Here is a 17,114-nt window from a genome sequence, read left to right on the forward strand (position 1 = left end):
GCCGTCCCCTCGCGCCGGATCAGCGCGCGTCGCGCAAGACCGCCTCGGCGCCCTTCCAGCCCATCAGCATGGCCGGGGCATTGGTGTTTCCGGCAATCAGGTTCGGGAAGGCGCTGGCGTCGATCACCCTGAGGCCCCCCACCCCATGCACCCGCAAGCCAGGGTCCACGACCGAAGCCGTCGGGTCCGTCCCCATCCGGCAGGAGCAACTGGGGTGGTAGACCGTTCCCGACCGTTCGCGGAAATCGTGGATAAGCTCTTCATCCGACTGTACTTTCGGCCCGGGGCGCAGCTCTTCCTTGATCAGGCGCGCCATCGCGGGTTGGGCTGCGATGTGGCGCAGGAACTTGACCGCCGCCAGCATCTCCTCGACGTCGTTGTTGGTGGAAAACGCATTCGCGGTGATGACCGGGTGATCCTCCGGTCGGGCCGTCCGCAGCCGGATATGCCCGCGACTGGTCGGACGGCAGTTCGACAGGCCGATGGAGAGGCCCGACCAGGGGTCCGGCGTCAGCAGCGGCCTTTCCCCCTCACGCGGGATCAGCGTCGAAAAGGCCTGGAAATACAGCTGCATGTTTGGCCGGTCGAGGTCCGGACGCGTCCGGAAGAACCCACCGCCATGGTTGATCGATTTGGCCAGCGGCCCGCCGCCGCCCAGGAAATACTGCAACCCCGCGCGAACCTTGCCCCACCAGGGGCGCAGCTCGTCATTGTAGGTCGGCACCGTCATCGCCCAGGTGTAGTTGATCCCCTGATGGTCGCTCAGGTGATTGCCGACATTCGGGTTGTCCCGCACGACCGGAATGCCTAGGCCTTGCAGCAAGGCCCCTGCACCAATCCCCGACAGTTGCAACAGCTGCGGCGAGTTGATCGCGCCCCCCGACAGGATGACCTCTGCCTTCGCGCGCAGCACCCGGGTCTCGCTGCCCTGCCGATATTCGACCCCCACGGCCCGGCCGCCCTCGATCAGCACCCGCGTCACCATGGCCCGCGTGATGACCCGAAGGTTCGCCCGCTTCATCGCCGGGCGCAGGAAGGCCCGCGCCGCCGAGTTTCGCCGCGCCCCCTTGATCGTCATCTGGTAGACGCCCGCACCTTCCTGCGTGGCACCGTTGAAGTCGGGGTTCTCCGCCAGCCCCGCCTCGCCACAGGCCGCGACATACTGCTTCACCAGCGGATGCAGCCCCGACCGGTTCGCCGAGATGAACAAGGGACCACCCTTGCCGCGCCAGGCATCGCCGCCGGCCTCGTTGTCCTCCATCGCGCGGTAGGCAGCCAGGCACTCCTCCCAGCCCCAACCCGGTGCGGCGCTGCCCCAGTCCTCGTAGTCCGCCCGGTGCCCGCGGATCCAGACCATCGCGTTGATGCTGGAGGAACCGCCCAGAACCTTGCCGCGCGGCCAATGGTCGCGTGCGCCGTTCAGCCCGGGATCAGGCTCGGTCCTGTACAGCCAGTTGACCGTCGGGTCGTAGAAGAGCTTCCCGTACCCGAGCGGCAGATGGACATAGAACCGCCGGTCCGACCCGCCTGCCTCCAATACCGTGACCTTGTGCTTTCCGCTTGCCGTCAACCGGTCCGCCAGCACACAGCCCGCCGACCCTGCGCCCACGATGATGTAATCGGTCTCGTCCATGTCGCCCCCCGGCAATCGCCCGCGACCCTAGCGGCGGGACCGCGCGCGGAATGTCCGGTTTGCGACACTGAATGTCGCACGAGGCGGCTCCTCGTGCGACTTCGTCTTCTCGTCGCAAGCGATCCAGCGAGGAGCGACGAAGTCGACGACGAGCGGCCCGTCAAGCGACCTCGAAGGTCGGCGCGTAATCCACCGGAAAGTTCACCGACCGGGCGATGAAGCAGACCTCATGGATGCGGTGATGGATCGCCTCCGCCGCCGCCAGGTCCGTCCCAGCCGCCACTGTCACATGGGGCCGCAAGGTCACCTTGACGAACCGCCCCGCGCCCCCGCGCCCGACCTCGCCCACGCCCAGCGGAGCGTCGGAATATGCGGTCACCACGACGCCTGCATCGCTGGCATAATGCAGATACCACAGCATGTGACAGGCCGAGAGCGCCGAAAGGAGCAGGTCCTCGGGATTCATCTTGCCCGGGTCCCCGCCCAAAAGCGGATCGTTCGAACAATGCACGGCGGCCTTCCCCGGCACTGCGATATCCCAGGTCCGATCGTAAGCCCGGTAATGCGCCGTCCCCTCGCCCCGGTTGCCGGTCCAGAGGATGCGGGTAGTGTAGTCGTGGTTGGGCATGAGAACCTCGGTCAGATCGATGCGGGTGCGTAAGGTGGGCGTGTCGCCCACCTTACGCTAGCGCCCCTTCCACACCGGATCACGCTTTTCGGCGAAAGCCCGCGCACCTTCCAACTGATCCTCGCTTGAATACAGCCGGTCCACCGTCGGCATCTGCCGCTTGGTGATCCGGTTCAGCGCGTCCTGAAAGCGCATGTTCTCCGCCTCGCGCACCACTTCCTTGATCGCCGCGTAGACCAGCGGAGGCCCACTTTCCAGAAGCCGCGCCAGGTCCCAGGTCTTGGCCAGCAACTCCTCGGGTGCGCAGACCTCCTTGATCAGGCCCCAGCGGAAGGCCTCCTCGGCATCGAACCAGCGGCCCGTCAGCAGAAGGTCCATCGCCACATGATAGGGAATGCGCTTCGGCAGTTTTATCGAGGCCGCATCGGCCACCGTGCCAGACCGAATCTCCGGCAAGGCGAAGGTGGCAATGGTCGAACACAGGATCAGGTCCGCCGACAGAGCCAGTTCCAACCCGCCCCCGCAGCAGATGCCCTGCACGGCGGCAATCACCGGCTTGTTGAGGTTCGGGAGTTCCTGCAACCCCCCGAAGCCCCCCACCCCATAGTCGCCGTCCACTGCATCACCCTCCGCGGCGGCCTTCAGGTCCCAGCCGGGGCAGAAGAACTTCTCCCCCGCGGCCCGCAGGATGCAGACCCGCAAGCTGTCATCATCCCGGAAATCGCGAAAGGTCAGCCCCATCACCCGGCTCGTCGCCAGGCTGATCGCATTGGCCTTGGGCACGTCCAGCGTGACCTCCAGCACCGCCCCCTCGCGGCGGGTCTTGATCGGCCCCTCGGTCCGCATCTTCATCTCGGCCATCACACCCTCCTGACCAGCGCATCCACCGCCACGGCGCCGGTTTCGCGCACCATGACCGGATTGATTTCAATCTCTTCCAGGCTTTCGTCGGCCAGCATCAGCCCCCCCAGCCGCATCGCCATTGCCGCGACCGAGGCCATGTCCGCCTTCGGACGCCCCCGGTAGCCATCAAGCAGCGGCCAGAGGCGCAAACCCTTCGCCGCCTCCAGCACCTGCGCCTCGGTGACCGGCAGGACCAGCGTTACCGTATCGGCCAGCACTTCCGCCGTCACCCCGCCCATGCCAAGGGTCAGCGTCACCCCATAGACCGGATCGCGGCGCAGGCCCAACAGCACCTCGGCCACCGCGCCCGTCACCATTTCCTCGACCAGATAACCGGTCGCCCCCGGCATCTCGGCCTGACCCTCCAGCGTGGCGAGCCCCAGCCGCACCGCCCCCGCTTCGGTCTTGTGGGCGAAGCCCAGTCCCTTCAAGGCGTAGGGTGCGCCAAAGCGCACCTTGCCCGCAACCTCGGCAATCGTCGCCCCGGTCACCGACCCCGGCACCGCCACCCCGGCTTCGGCCAGAAGCGCCTTGCCTTCTGCCTCCGACAGCAACCGCGTCTCGCGCGCCGGCAAGGCATTTGCAGGGCGCCAGCCCGTCTCCCCGGCCGGCGTCTGCGCCGCCTTGATCGCCGCAATCGCGGTTTCAAGACCCAAAAGCGTACAGACTCCCTGCTCCATCATCGCAGTGACCCGCGGCTCGCCGAAGTTTTCGGCCATCGAGGCGACTGGGAAGGCGATCTTGCCCGTCGCCGTCTGCGCGGCAACGATCGCATCCAGTGCGGGCTGATAGCTTGAAGGGTCACAGCGATCCGCACGCGGGGTGTCTATGATGTAGATCCCCGCGTCATAGGCGTCGAGCATGGCCGAGAAGACCTCGGTCGTCTTCGGCCCGTCACCCCAGATGAAGGTGTGGTAGTCCAAGGGGTTACTGATCGTCGGAATCTCCCCCAGCACGGCGAACAGCCGGTCATGCGTCGCCCGCGGGACGGGCGGAAAGTCGATGCCGTAGGGCGCCGCCAGGTCCGCCACCAGCCCGGCCTCGCCCCCTGAACAGGACAGCGAACAGATCCGCGTCCCGATCTGTGGCCCGTGAACGTGGAAGATCTTCAAGGTCTCGATCAGTTCCGAGGGCGTGTTCACTTCCGCCACCCCGATCTGCCGCAGGAAGGCGCTGGACGCAGCGCCGCCCCCCGCAAGCGAGGCAGTATGTGAGGCCGCCGCGTTCCGGCTGAGTTCAGTCTTCCCCGACTTGATCGCCACGACGCCCTTGCCCATCGCGCGCGCCTTCTCGGCCAGGGCGGCAAAGGCCGGGGCGTCGTCGATGCCCTCGATGTAAAGCCCCACCGCCGTCACCCGCGGATCGTCCAGCAGCGCCCCGGTCAGCTCCGCCAGCCCCACGACGGCGGCATTGCCCAGACAGGCGACATAGGCCACCGGCAGGCCCCGGGCTTGCATCCCCATGTTGATGACGATGTTCGAGGACTGGCTGACCAGCGCCACCCCCTTTTCCACCGGAATACCGCCGTGCTGGTCTGGCCACAAAAGCGCCCCGTCGAGGTAGTTGATAACCCCGTAGCAGTTCGGCCCAAGGATCGGCATTTCCCCCGCCGCAGCGACCAGCTTGTCCTGCAGCCCCGGCTCTCCCGCCTCGGTCCAGCCCGAGGCGAAACAGATCGCCCCGCCCGCCCCCATCGCGGCCAGTTCCGCCACGACCTCGATGGTCGCAAAGCGGTTCACCCCGATGAAGACGGCGTCTGGCGCCTCCGGCAGGGCGGAGAGCGAGGCATAAGCCCGCAGCCCCCCGATCTCACTCTTGGTCGGATGCACCGGCCAGACCGGCCCCTTGAAGCCCATCTTGCGGCACTGTTCGATAACGTTCAGCGCCCAGCCCGCCCCGAGAACAGCGATGTGGCGCGGGCGGAGTAGGCGGTCGAGGCGGCTCATGCCCGGCCTCGTTCTGCTGCATTGGCCCCGGGGCGCTGCCCCGGACCCCGGGATATTTGTGGACAGATGAAATGAGACAAAAGGCGCCCTGCCCCAGCGAACTGTGGCAGGGTTTCACCTGTCGCGGTCATCGGCGTCCCCGCCTGTACCGCCCGATCACTCTTGCAGGCCAAGGTTAACAAACCCTTTCATCTGTCCTCAAATATCCCACGGGTAGCCCATTGGTTTCGCCATTGGTTCAAGAAACCAATGGGCTGGGGGGTGTGAAACCCCCAGTCCAACGGTTGTTCACCCCCCAACCGCCCGCAGCAATTCCCGGCTGATGATATGCCGCTGGATTTCGGAGGTGCCTTCCCAGATCCGCTCCACCCGGCTATCCCGCCAGATCCGCTCCAAAGGCAGCTCGTCCATCAGCCCCATCCCGCCGTGGATCTGGATCGCCTCGTCGGCGATATGCGCTAGAACCTCGGTCGCCTTCAGCTTGGCCATCGACATGTCGGCCTCGGTCACCGTGCCCTGGTCGTATTTCCAGGCCGCCTCGCGCGTGAGAAGCTCCGCCGCCTTCAACTCCATCGCCATGTCGGCCAGCTTGAAGCTGACCCCCTGGAACTTGCCGATCTGCTGGCCGAACTGCTTCCTCTCTGCCGCGTAGGATATCGCATGCCCCAGCGCCCGCTCCGCCCGCCCGAGGCAGGTCGAGGCTACCTGCAGCCGCGTCGCGCCCAGCCAGGAGTTCGCCACCTCGAACCCCTTGTGCACCTCGCCCAGCACGTTCGCGGCAGGGACGCGGCAGTCGTCGAACTCCAGGACCGCGTTCGTATAGCCCCGGTGCGAAACGTTCCGATACCCCTCGCGCACCGTGAAGCCAGGGGTCCCCTTATCCACGAAGAACGCCGTGATCAGCTTCTTCGGGCCCCGTGGGGTCTGTTCCTCTCCGCTCGCCATGAAGCAGATCGCAAAGCCCGCCAGATCAGCGTGGGAAATGAAGTGCTTCGTCCCGTTCAGCACCCAATCCCCACCGTCCTGCCGGGCGCTGGCCTTCATCCCCCGCAAATCCGACCCCGCCCCGGGCTCGGTCATCGCCAGGCAATCCCAGGTCTCGCCCCGGATACACGGCATCAGGTACCGTTCGCGCTGCTCGGCATTCCCCGCCAAAAGGATGTTCGACGGCCGCGCCACGCAGGTCCAGTGCAGCGCATAGTTCGCCCGGCCCAACTCCTTCTCGTACAGCAGCCACGACAGCGTATCGAGCCCCGCGCCGCCGACCTCGACCGGCATATTGGCCGCGTAGAGCCCCGCCGCCATCGCCTTTTGCTGGATCTCCCGGATCAGCTCCAGCGGCAGCACCCCGGTCCGCTCGACCATCTGCTCATGCGGGTAAAGCTCCGCCTCGACGAAGGCCCGCGTCGTGTCGACGATCATCTGCTGTTCTTCGGTCAGTCCGAAATCCATCTCATCCCCCTCACGGGTCCACGTTGTAGGTCATGCCGTCCACCGCCAGCGCCTGGCCCGAGACCATGCGCGCGCCGTCCGACGCGAGATAAACCGCCATGTCGGCCACGTCCTCGGGGTCGGTCAGCCGCTTCATCGCCGTCCCCGACGCATAGCCCTGCCGCACGGCGTCCGGGGTCATGCCCTTGGCTGCTGCTTCCGCCTCGATCACCCGGTCGATCCGGGGGCCATTCACCGAGCCCGGACAGATCGCGTTTGCCCTGATCCCGAACGGCCCCAGCTCCATCGCCACCGTCTTCATCAGCCCGATGACCCCCCATTTCGCCGCCACATAGGGCGCGCGGAAGGGGGTGCCGTACAGGCCAGAGGTCGAGGAGATGAAGGTGATCACCCCCTTACCCACGGGCTTCATCAGCCGCGCCGCGCCCCGCGCGCACAGCATCGCGCCGTCGAGGTTCACGCCAAGGCATTGGTGCCAGCCCTCCAGTGGCATATCCTCGATCGCTGCCGTCGGTCCCTTGATCCCGGCATTGGCGATGGCGACGTCCAGCCCGCCCCAGTCTCTGGCGATATCAGCGAACAGCAGGTCCATCGCGGCCTCGCTGGAGGCATCGCAGACCGTCCCCCTGATCCCCGGCGGCAGGCTTGCGACGGCTGCGTCGTCCACGTCCGTCACCCAGACCCGGTCGCCCAAGGCGGCAAAGGCCCGGGCCATGACCAGCCCGATGCCATTCGCCCCAGCGGTGATAAGGACCCGGCGGCTCACTTCTTCTGCCCGACCGCCCGGCCAGCGCCCTCGGGCAAGGGCAGCCCCGCATGCGCCTTCGCCACTGCCTCAAGCCGCGCCCAGACCTCTTCCGACGCCGCTACAGTCTTGCCCGCCTTCATGTCGACGTGGAGGCACAGCTGCTCCACCGTCGCCACGCACTCCTCCCCCTTCATGATCCGCACGAAGGACCGGAACCGCTTCTCATCCGCAGAAATGATCTGCAGCTCCCCGCGCAACTGGTCACCCAGCTTGGCCTCGCCCAGATGGCGGATATGCGTCTCGGCCGAGTAATACGAATGCCCCGCCGCGACGTAGTCCATCCCCGCACCGATGGTCCGCAGGAAGTTGTCCACCGTCTCCGAATTGCAGAAGTAGTACCGGCTTTCCGTCATGTGGCCGTTATAGTCGATCCAGCCCGGCAGGACCTGGCCCTGCCACATGACCAAGGGGGCCGCCTTGGCCCCGCTGTCCAACCCCTTCGCCATCTCGGCATTGAACACCGCCGCGCGGCGCTCGTCATGTTCGCGCAGGACCTTTCCCGCGCCCCAGTTCCGTTCCTTCAGCGCACGCAGGAAGCCCACCAGGTTCCGGTCCCGGATGCGCTCCAGCTCACGGATGCCATACATGCCGGACTGGGCGTCGGACTGGTTCGCCACCAGATCGACCAGTTCGTCGTTGAATTCCGGCACGTCCATCAGCTTGGTCCAGGGCCACTTCAAGGCGGGCCCGAACTGGGCCATGAAGTGCCGCATCCCCGCCTCGCCCCCAGCGATCCGATAGGTCTCGAACAGGCCCATCTGCCCCCAGCGCAGGCCAAAGCCCATGCGGATCGCCTCGTCGATTTCTTCCGTGGTGGCGATGCCGTCCTTCAGCATCCACAGCGCCTCGCGCCAAACCGCCTCCAAGAAGCGGTTGCCGATGAAGGCGTCGATCTCGTGGCGGATCACCAGGGGGAACATCCCGATGTCCTTCATGATCTGCACGGTCCTTTCGACCACGGCGGGAGGGTTCTTGTCGGACCCGGAGATCTCGGACAGGGGCAGCAAATAGACCGGGTTGAACGGATGCGCGACGATGATGTTTTCCGGCGCAACGCTCGATTTCTGCAAGTCGCTGGCCTTGAAGCCGCTGGTAGAGGACCCGATCAGCACACCGGGGTTCGATTGTTGCAACTGGGCATAGACCTTGTGCTTCAGCTCGATCCGCTCGGAAACCGACTCCTGCACATACTCCGCCCCCTCGACGGCCTCACCGATGGTGCCGTGGAAGGTCAGCTTCCCCTCCGGCGGCATCGGGACATCCGACAGCGCAGGCAGCGCAGCCCGGGCATTCGCCATCACTGCGGCGATCTTCCGCTCGGCCTCCGGATCGGGGTCGAACACCCCCACGTCCCAGCCGTTCAGCAGGAATCGCGCGGCCCAGCCGCCGCCGATAACCCCGCCACCGATGATTGCCGCTTTTCTATTCATGATGCTTCTTTCAGACGAATGACAAAGTAGACTGTGTTGATAAGCAAATAGCTTGCGAGGAAGACTATCGCTCCAACCTTTACTGGCGAAAGCGACCATTCCGAGGTTCTGCGCAGGAACTCCCCTGCCAAGATCGCCGGTCCTGCCATGACGGCCACCGCTAGAACTATGATCCACGGACGATTGGAACCGCTTTCAATTTCTGCCCCGAGGTTCAGCACGTATGCGAGCACGCCACCCACCGCGAGCGCTGCCGCAAGAGTCCATTCGATTAGGGCCGACCTCGGCCTATCATGCTTTGCTTGGACAAAAGTGATCAGACCCAAGACACCGGCGATAAGAAATGCTCCACTTTGGCTCATTTCGCCACCGGTGCTAGTACTTCCTGCTTTGGCTTCGCACACATTTCGACCGGGGCAATCACCCCCGCTCCTCGCTTCCCGACGGTTGCCGCTTTCCGGTCAATTCCTACGTCCCTGGTCACCATCTCACCCCGCCGCCCCCGGTGTCCGGTAGGTGCAGGCAAACCTGTCGTCGATGGGCGAGATCGGTCCGACCCGCCCGCCATCCCGTTCACACCGCGCGATCTCCTCCGCCGTCTCGGGGATCGCGCGTGCCAGGCAGACCTCGGCCGGCTCGCCTCCGACCAAGGGGGCCGGGCTGTCGCAGTCGACCACGCCCAAGGGAACCCCGACAGGCGTGACCCAAACCGGCTCTGGCGTGCAGGACGCAAGCGCCAGCATCAGTGCGGACGCGACCGCTATCTTGCCCATCCCGGTCCCCTAGCCACGCCCGTCATCCGTACCACAGGGCCCAGGCAATCGCCGCGACCCAGACCAGCGCACCGATCACGCCTGCCGTCACCGCCTTGCCCCCGGTCCAGCCGCGCCAAAGCATGATCGCGCGGACCACGACCCCAAGCGCCAGTGCGCCGCCCACACTCATCACGAACAGCGCCGAAATGCCCGAGCCGAGCGAATCCGTCTGCTGCTCGACCCAGCCGAACCAAAGGCCCAGACCTGCCAACACTCCAACACCCGCAAGGCCAAGAAGCCAGGCCCACCCCGGCATCAGAAGCGGAGCCAGGTAGCAACCGGCCACAATCAGCAGGAAGAGCACAAGGATATCCATCAGGGGCGGCCACGGCCGATCACTTCGCCACCGGTGCGCGCTTCTCCAGCTTCAGCTTGGCGCGCACCTCCGCCGGGGTAATCACCCGCGCGCCCAGGTTCTCCACGATGGTCGCTGCGCGTTCCACCAGCTGAGCGTTGGTCGCAAGGACGCCCTTTTCGAGCCACAGGTTGTCCTCCAGCCCCACGCGGACGTTCCCGCCAGCAATGGTGGCGGCCGCGACATAGGCCATCTCGTTCCGGCCGAGGCCAAAGGCGCTGAAGTGCCACCCCGCTGGCACGTTGTTCACCATCGCCATGAAGGTGTTCAGGTCATCCGGCGCGCCCCACGGAACCCCCATGCACAGTTGCACCAGCACCGGGTCGGGGATCACGCCTTCCGACACCAGCTGCTTGGCCAGCCAAAGATGCCCCGTGTCGAACGCCTCGATCTCGATCCGCACCCCCGCCGCCGTCATCCGCCGCGCCATGTCGCGCAGCATGCCCGGCGTGTTGACCATCACGTAGTCGGCCTCGGCAAAGTTCATCGTGCCGCAGTCCAGCGTGCAGATCTCCGGCCGGCATTCGACGATATGGGCCACCCGCTCCTCGGCCCCGCACATGTCCGAGATCGCGGCCATCTCGGTCATCTTCTCGGTGCCGTCGAAATACATGTCGCCGCCCATCCCGGCGGTGAGGTTCAGCACCACGTCGGTATCGCTGTCCCGGATACGCTCCGTCACCTCGCGGTAGTATTCCAGCTTGCGCGACGGCTTCCCCGTCTCCGGGTCCCGCACATGGCAGTGCACCACCGCCGCCCCGGCCTTGGCCGCCGCAATCGCGCTGTCGGCGATCTGCTTCGGGGAACGCGGCACATGCGGGCTGCGGTCCTGCGTCCCGCCCGACCCCGTCACGGCGCAGGTGATGAAGACTTCCTTGTTCATGTTCAGCGGCATTCGGACCTCCCCGGGCTTTGATCCCAGCATAGCTACCTTGCGCGCCGCCGCTTTGCACTTTACGAAATCTGCATGACGGAAAGTGCCATCTTCCACCCCTCGGACCAACCGCTCACCATCGCGCTTCTGGTCCTGCCCCAGGCCTCCATCCTGGAAGTGGCAAGCGCCCTCGACCCCCTGCGCAACGCCAACCGCCAGCTGGGACACGAGGCCTACCGCTGGCGCGTCGTCTCCCCGGACGGCGCCCCCGTCCCCCTGACCTGCGGGATCGAGCTGCCCTCCTCCGGCCCCCTCTCCCACGCCACCGGGGCCGATGCCCTCATCGTCATCGCCGGCTACCGCCTGGCCGAGGTCGCCACCCGCCCCCTCATCCGCGACCTCCGCCGCGCAGCCCCCCGCTTCCAGCTGGTCGGAGGCATTGACGCCGCCCCTTGGGTCCTAGCCCGCGCCGGTCTCCTCGACGGCCACCGCGCCACCGTGCATTGGGAGGATCTGGAGGACCTCGCCGCCGCCCACCCCGAGATCGATGTCGTCCCCGACCGCTTCGTGATCGACCGCAACCGCGTGACGATCAGCGGCGCTGCCCCGGCGCAGGACTTCATGCTCCACCTGATCCGCGCTCGCCACGGCGCGGCGCTGGCCCGTCAGGTTGCCGCCAGCTTCCTTGCCACCCACCGCCCCGGCCATGAACCCCAGACGGCGCCGCAGGACCCCGCCCTAGACCCCCGCGTTGCCGCAGCGCTGGCCCGGATGGAGGCGCGGATCGACGCCCCCGAAACCGCTGTAGAGACCGCCCGCGCTGTCGGCCTGTCTCCCCGCCGCCTGGAAACCCTGTTCCGCGATGCGCTTGGCACCACCCCCGCCGCCCATGCGCTTGACCTGCGCCTGCAGGCCGCACGGCGGATGCTGACCGACACCCGCCACCCCCTGGCCGAGGTCGCATTGCGGACCGGCTTTTCCAGCCCCGCCACCTTCTCGCGCGCCTTCCGGACCCGCTTCGGCACCTCGCCCGGATCGCTCCGACCGCGCTGACCCCGGCCATTCACTTGTCCGCAACTATCTCAGTGGGCGCGGGGGGCTGTCCCCCCGAACCATGGCCCCGCCTCAGGCCGCGTCCAAAAGCCCCCGGCCTTTCAACAAGGCCTCGACCCCCGGCATCCGGCCCCGGAACTTCAGGTACAGTGCCTCGGCCTCCTCGGACCCGCCTGCCGACAGGATGAACCGCTCCAGCTTCTCCGCCGTCACCGGATCGAACGGATCGCCCGCTTCCTCGAAGGCCGCAAAGGCATCGGCATCCATCACTTCCGACCACATATAGCTGTAGTAGCCGCTGGAATAGCCGTCGCCCGAGAAGACATGCGCGAAATGCGGCGTCGCGTGCCGCATCCGGATCGCCCGCGGCATGCCCAACGCTTCCAGCACCTCGGCCTGCTTCTGCATCGGATCGGCGGGGGGAGTGCCCGTGTGGAACTCCAGGTCAACCATCGCGCTTGCGACGAACTCGACCGTCGCAAAGCCCTGGTCATAGGTCCCCGCGTCCAAGAGCCGTTGCAGCATGTCGGCGGGCATCGGCTCCCCGGTCTCATGGTGCCTGGCATGCGCTTCCAGCACCGCAGGCACCTCCAGCCAATGCTCGTAAAGCTGGCTTGGCAATTCCACGAAGTCCCGCGCTACGGATGTCCCGCTGATGAACCCATAGGTCACATCCGACAGCATCTGGTGCAGCGCATGGCCGAACTCGTGGAACAGCGTCCGTGCGTCGTCATAGGACAGCAGGCACGGGTCGCCCTTGGCGAAGTTGCAGACGTTGACGACAATCGGCCGCCGCTCGCCGCCCAGCTTGCGCTGCGACCGCATCGCCGAACACCAGGCGCCGGACCGCTTGGAGCCCCGCGCGAAATAGTCGCCCAGGAACACCGCGACATGCGCGCCGTCCCGCGTCACCTCCCAGCCCCGCACGTCCGGATGGTAGAACGGCCCAGGGGTCTCGCGGAACTCCAGCCCGAAAAGCCGCGTCGAGCAGTCGAACATCGCCCCCAGCATCGCCTCCAGCGACAGGTACGGCTTCAGTGCCGCCTCATCGAGGTCATGCTCCGCCTTCCGCCGCTTCTCGCTGTAATAGCGCCAGTCCCAGGGCTCCAAGGGCCCCGGGAAGCCGTCGGCCTTCAGCATCACCTCCAGCACGCCTGCATCCGCCAGCGCCTTGCCCCGCGCCGGCTGCCAGACCCGCATCAAGAGGTCGCGCACCGCCGCCGGGGTCTTGGCCATCTCCGGCTCCAGCTTAAAGGCCGCGAAATCGGGATAACCCAGCAGCGCCGCCCGTTCCGCCCGCAAGGCCAGCGTTTCCGCCGCAATGGCGCGGTTGTCGGTCTCGCCCCCATTCGCCCCGCGCGCCACCCAGGCCTCATAGGCCTTTTCGCGCAAGGCGCGGTTGGGCGAGAACTGCAGGAACGGCACGATGAGGGATCGGCTCAGCGTCACCACCGGCCCCAGCCCCATTTCCGCCCCCGCCGCACGCGCCGCGTCCTGCACAAAGCCCGGCAGTGCGGCCAGGTCCTCCGGCGAAAGCTCCATGTGCCAAGAGCGTTCATCGGCCAAGAGGTTCTGGCTGAACTGCGTGCCCAGCACCGCCAGTCGCGCCATCACCGCCGTCAGCCGCTCTGCACTTGCGCCCTCCAGCGCCGCGCCGGACCGGACGAACATCCTGCGGTAAAGGTCCAGCACCCGGGCCTGTTCCGCCGTCAGCGCCAGCCCGTCGCGGCCCTGCCACAGCGCCTCGATCTTGGCCCACAAGGCCTTGTTGTTGGTGACCTCGCTGGCAAAGGCCGACATCTTCGGCGCCAGCTCCCGCATCAGCGCCTCACGCGCCTCGGTGCTGTCGGCTCCCGCCAGATTGTAGAACACCCCCGACACCCGGTCGAGATCGGCCTCCGCCAGTTCCAGCCCCTCGATCACCTCGGCAAAGCTCGTCCCCGGCCCATCGGCAATCGCCGTTATCGCCGCCCGTGCCCGGGCGAAGGCTTCGTCAAAGGCGGGTCCGAAATCCTCGTCCCGGATGGCGGCGAAAGGCGGAAGGCCAAAGGGGGTGTCCCAGGTCTGCAAAAGCACGTTCATCGCAATTCTCCTTTGCCCGCAAAGCTAGGCCCACCCCCCGAAAAGGTCCAGACTTGCCCTTGTCCAAATACTCTCGGGGGGTTCGGGGGGCGAAGCCCCGACGACGAGACAAAAAGTCTTCGCGCGCCAGCGCTCCGCAAGATCACCGCCGCAACCCGCGAAACGCTTGACATGTTAAGCACCAGCGGCAAGCCTTGCCCAGGACGGCGGGGGGCTGCCATGCGCTATAGCGAAACGATCTCGATCGACGATCTCGAAACCGATCCCTACCCGGTCTATGCGCGCCTCCGGGCCGAGGATCCGATCGCCCCGGTCCCCGCCGCCAACTGCTGGTTCGCCACCCGCTGGACCGATGTGGAAGCCATCGCCCGTCACCCCGATTTCACCGCCGTCTCGCCCGAAGCCCCGGTCAATGCAGCCTTCGGCCAGCCCAATGTCCTGACCTCGGAAGGTGCTACGCATCAGGCCCTGCGGGGCGGGATCGAGCCGCATTACCGCCCGAAGCGCGTGGCCGACTACATCGAAACCCTGGTCCGCCCGATTGCCGAGGCACAGTTGCAGGCCTTCCGCGCCACGGGCTCGAACGACCTCCTGACCGAATTCTTCGAACCCGTCTCGGCCCTCGCGCTGGCCCGGTCCTTCGGCTTCACCGAGGTCGACACCCCCACCCTGCGCCGCTGGTTCCATGGCCTGTCGCAAGGCGCGATCAACTTCGAACGCGATCCGACCCGCGACGCGATCTGCCGGTCCGTAGTTGCCGAAATCGAAGCCGTCGCCCTGCCGCTTCTGGATCGGCTGGCTGCCACGCCAGACCAGTCCCCTCTCTCACACCTCCTTCATGCAGGCATGCCCGAAGGCCAGACCCGGCCGCCAGAAATGATCCTGCCCTCGGTCAAGGTCACTCTGCTTGGTGGCATGCAAGAACCCGGCCACGGCGCGGCGAACCTGCTTGTCGGGCTGATGCAGAACCCCGGTCAGTTTGCAGCCCTCCGCGCCGACCTCGACACTCTTCTGCCAAAGGCCATCGATGAGGCGCTGCGCTGGATCGCGCCCATCGGCACCATGATGCGCACCGCCACCCGCGACACGCAGGTGAACGGCGTCCCCGTCCCCGAAGGCACCCCGGTCTCCTGCATCTTCGCCTCGGCCAACCGGGACGAGGCGCGCTGGCCCGACCCCGATCGCTTCGACCTCTTCCGCCCGCAACAGGCCCACATGGCCTTTGGCCAGGGCAGCCACTTCTGCGCCGGGAAATGGTTCGCCAAGGCCCAGATCGAGGTGACGATGCGCGTCCTGTTCGAGGCCTTCCCGGACCTTGCCTTCGCCGATCAGCCCCCCGCCTTCCGGGGGTGGGAGTTCCGCGCGCCGGAACACTGCCGCATCAGGCTCTGACCGCTAGCGCTGGTAACGGTCCCGCATCCGCCGCTCGAACCGGCGCAGGGCAAGGGACAGGGTTATCGTCATCACCAGGTACAGGAAGGCCGCGACGTTGTAGGTCTCGAAATACCGGAAGTTGCCCGCCGCCGTGACCTTGGCCAGCTGCGCGACATCGGTCACGCCCAGCACCGCGACCAGGCTCGAATCTTTCACCATTGCCACAAAATCATTGCCCAACGGCGGCAGGATCAGCCGAAATGCTTGCGGAAATCGAACATGGCGGAACCGCTGCCACCCGTTCAGCCCCAAGGCCTGCGCCGCCTCGATCTGGCCCTTGTCCACCGCCTGCAGGCCCGCCCGAAAGATCTCGGCCAGGAAGGCCGAATAGGCCAGCATCAGCGCGAAGACCGCCCGCCACAACAGGGGCACATCGCGGGTCCGGATCAGCTCTTCCCCCTCCGCGCGGCCTGCCAGCCAGTTCACCCCGTAGACCAGCCCCGGCACCAGGACGAATGCCACGTACAGCAAAAGGACGATGATGGGCACGCCCCGCATCACCTCGATATAGAGCCGCGCCGCCTGCCGAAGGACCAGGAAGCGCGACATGCCCATCACCGCCAGCCCAAGGCCCATCGCGCAGGCCCCAACGTAGGCCACCACGGCCACCCCGAGCGTGACCCACAACCCCTTGGTCAGCACGTTCAGCGCCGCGGCATAGACCTCGTCCGCCAGCATCTCGTACAAAAGCCAAAGGCCGATGACCGCAAGGATCACCAGCCACCAGGGAAAGTCGCGATCAGGCTCGCTGCTTGGCGTCATGCGGTTGCCCCCGGGGTCAAGCCCGGGGGCCGCCCTTCATTCGCCCATCTTGTACTCGACGAACCACTTCTGGTTCAGCGCATCCAGCGTCCCGTCCGCCTTCATGCTGGCAATCGCCGCATTGATCGGGGCCACCAGCTCCGAACCCTTCGGGAAGATGAAGCCGAAATCCTCGGACGCCAGCGGCTCACCGATGATCTTCAGCCCGCCGTTCGAGGCGGTCACATAACCGTTCGCCGCCGTCGAATCCGACAGCGTCAGGTCCACGTCACCCGCCTTCAGCGCCTCAAGCCCAGCGCCGAAAGTCTCGAACTTGATGACCCGCGGGTTTTCCTCGTTGCCATCCAGGATGTTGTAAACCGCCGCGTAGAAGGGCGAGGTCCCGGGCTGGGCGCTCACCAGCAGCTCCGGGATCGCCGCAAAGGACGCCGCATCGGTGAACCGCTCTTCATCCCCGCGCACGATCATCAGCATTTCCGACCGCATGTAGGGGTCCGAGAAGTCGACCTTTTCCTTGCGCTCGTCCTTGATGGTGATGCCGGTCATGCCGAGGTCGTACTGGCCTTCCGACACCGCCGGGATCATCGCGTCCCACGAGGTATTCTCGTACTTCACCGTGATGTTCAGCCGCTTGGCGATCTCGGCCATCGCGTCGTATTCCCAGCCCACGGCCGCGCCGTCCTTGTCCAGGAACTGCAGCGGCGGATAGGCGTTTTCGGTCACCACGACGACCTCCTTCCCGCCAAGGTCAGGCAGGTCCTGCGCTAGGGCAGGCAGTGTCAGGGCGGCAAGTCCCACAACGGCAGCAGCGGTCAGTTTCATCGGTCAGTCTCCAGGGCTGATTGATCAAATCCCGACTATGCCATGCTCCCATGCCGATGCAAGGCGGCAGGCACGTACACTCGGCCCTGCCCCCTTCCAAGCGCAACCAATCCGGTC

Annotated in this window: 16 protein-coding genes; 2 read left to right on the forward strand and 14 right to left on the reverse strand. The window is 66.4% G+C overall.

Annotation, left to right across the window (positions count from 1 at the left end):
• Positions 1-19: 19 nt before the first annotated feature.
• The 11 genes from AC2EAL_RS08295 to bcoG form a co-directional block, all read right to left on the reverse strand.
• The gene (locus AC2EAL_RS08295) at positions 20-1,633 is read right to left on the reverse strand and encodes a GMC family oxidoreductase (RefSeq protein WP_484723723.1); all 1,614 of its coding nucleotides are present in this window, start codon (positions 1,631-1,633) and stop codon (positions 20-22) included.
• Positions 1,634-1,793: 160 nt separating this feature from the next.
• Complete coding sequence (locus AC2EAL_RS08300) at positions 1,794-2,312, reverse strand: OsmC family protein (RefSeq protein ID WP_484723724.1); 519 nt, start codon at positions 2,310-2,312, stop codon at positions 1,794-1,796.
• 6 nt (positions 2,313-2,318) lie between these two features.
• Entirely contained in the window at positions 2,319-3,122 is an 804-nt protein-coding gene (locus AC2EAL_RS08305) for a carnitinyl-CoA dehydratase (protein WP_484723725.1), read from the reverse strand.
• Positions 3,122-5,110, reverse strand: a complete 1,989-nt coding sequence (locus tag AC2EAL_RS08310) for an acetate--CoA ligase family protein (protein ID WP_484723726.1) — start codon at positions 5,108-5,110, stop codon at positions 3,122-3,124. The genes AC2EAL_RS08305 and AC2EAL_RS08310 overlap by 1 nt, the downstream gene beginning before the upstream one ends.
• A gap of 288 nt (positions 5,111-5,398) precedes the next feature.
• A complete protein-coding gene (locus AC2EAL_RS08315) occupies positions 5,399-6,562 on the reverse strand; it encodes an acyl-CoA dehydrogenase family protein (RefSeq protein ID WP_484723727.1) in 1,164 nt (387 codons plus the stop codon).
• A 10-nt stretch (positions 6,563-6,572) separates the two neighbouring features.
• Positions 6,573-7,328 (reverse strand): SDR family oxidoreductase, encoded by a 756-nt coding sequence (locus tag AC2EAL_RS08320; RefSeq protein WP_484723728.1) that lies wholly within the window; start codon positions 7,326-7,328, stop codon positions 6,573-6,575.
• Positions 7,325-8,800, reverse strand: coding sequence for a carnitine 3-dehydrogenase (locus AC2EAL_RS08325; protein WP_484723729.1), 1,476 nt, complete (start codon positions 8,798-8,800; stop codon positions 7,325-7,327). The genes AC2EAL_RS08320 and AC2EAL_RS08325 overlap by 4 nt, the downstream gene beginning before the upstream one ends.
• Complete coding sequence (locus AC2EAL_RS08330; protein WP_484723730.1) at positions 8,797-9,021, reverse strand: hypothetical protein; 225 nt, start codon at positions 9,019-9,021, stop codon at positions 8,797-8,799. Before AC2EAL_RS08330 ends, AC2EAL_RS08325 begins: the two co-directional genes overlap by 4 nt.
• A 267-nt stretch (positions 9,022-9,288) precedes the next feature.
• Positions 9,289-9,573 carry a hypothetical protein gene (locus AC2EAL_RS08335; RefSeq protein ID WP_484723731.1) on the reverse strand — a complete coding sequence of 95 codons (285 nt, stop codon included), beginning with the start codon at positions 9,571-9,573 and terminating at the stop codon, positions 9,289-9,291.
• Positions 9,574-9,595: 22 nt separating this feature from the next.
• A complete protein-coding gene (locus AC2EAL_RS08340; RefSeq protein ID WP_484723732.1) occupies positions 9,596-9,931 on the reverse strand; it encodes a hypothetical protein in 336 nt (111 codons plus the stop codon).
• A 19-nt stretch (positions 9,932-9,950) separates the two neighbouring features.
• Positions 9,951-10,865 carry a 3-dehydrocarnitine:acetyl-CoA trimethylamine transferase BcoG gene (gene bcoG, locus AC2EAL_RS08345; protein WP_484723733.1) on the reverse strand — a complete coding sequence of 305 codons (915 nt, stop codon included), beginning with the start codon at positions 10,863-10,865 and terminating at the stop codon, positions 9,951-9,953.
• A 72-nt stretch (positions 10,866-10,937) separates the two neighbouring features.
• On the opposite strand from bcoG, the gene AC2EAL_RS08350 reads away from it, so the two are divergent.
• Positions 10,938-11,897, forward strand: a complete 960-nt coding sequence (locus AC2EAL_RS08350; RefSeq protein ID WP_484723734.1) for a GlxA family transcriptional regulator — start codon at positions 10,938-10,940, stop codon at positions 11,895-11,897.
• A 72-nt stretch (positions 11,898-11,969) separates the two neighbouring features.
• Here AC2EAL_RS08350 and AC2EAL_RS08355 read toward each other — a convergent pair whose 3' ends face one another.
• Positions 11,970-13,979 (reverse strand): M3 family metallopeptidase, encoded by a 2,010-nt coding sequence (locus AC2EAL_RS08355; protein WP_484723735.1) that lies wholly within the window; start codon positions 13,977-13,979, stop codon positions 11,970-11,972.
• A 219-nt stretch (positions 13,980-14,198) separates the two neighbouring features.
• On the opposite strand from AC2EAL_RS08355, the gene AC2EAL_RS08360 reads away from it, so the two are divergent.
• Positions 14,199-15,371 carry a cytochrome P450 gene (locus AC2EAL_RS08360; protein WP_484723736.1) on the forward strand — a complete coding sequence of 391 codons (1,173 nt, stop codon included), beginning with the start codon at positions 14,199-14,201 and terminating at the stop codon, positions 15,369-15,371.
• A 3-nt stretch (positions 15,372-15,374) separates the two neighbouring features.
• Here AC2EAL_RS08360 and AC2EAL_RS08365 read toward each other — a convergent pair whose 3' ends face one another.
• Both AC2EAL_RS08365 and AC2EAL_RS08370 read right to left on the reverse strand, forming a co-directional pair.
• Positions 15,375-16,175, reverse strand: coding sequence for an amino acid ABC transporter permease (locus AC2EAL_RS08365; protein ID WP_484723737.1), 801 nt, complete (start codon positions 16,173-16,175; stop codon positions 15,375-15,377).
• Positions 16,176-16,211: 36 nt separating this feature from the next.
• Positions 16,212-16,997 (reverse strand): transporter substrate-binding domain-containing protein, encoded by a 786-nt coding sequence (locus AC2EAL_RS08370; RefSeq protein ID WP_484723738.1) that lies wholly within the window; start codon positions 16,995-16,997, stop codon positions 16,212-16,214.
• Between the last annotated feature and the right edge of the window lie 117 nt (positions 16,998-17,114).

The sequence above is a fragment of the Tabrizicola sp. T74 genome, from assembly GCF_057219935.1.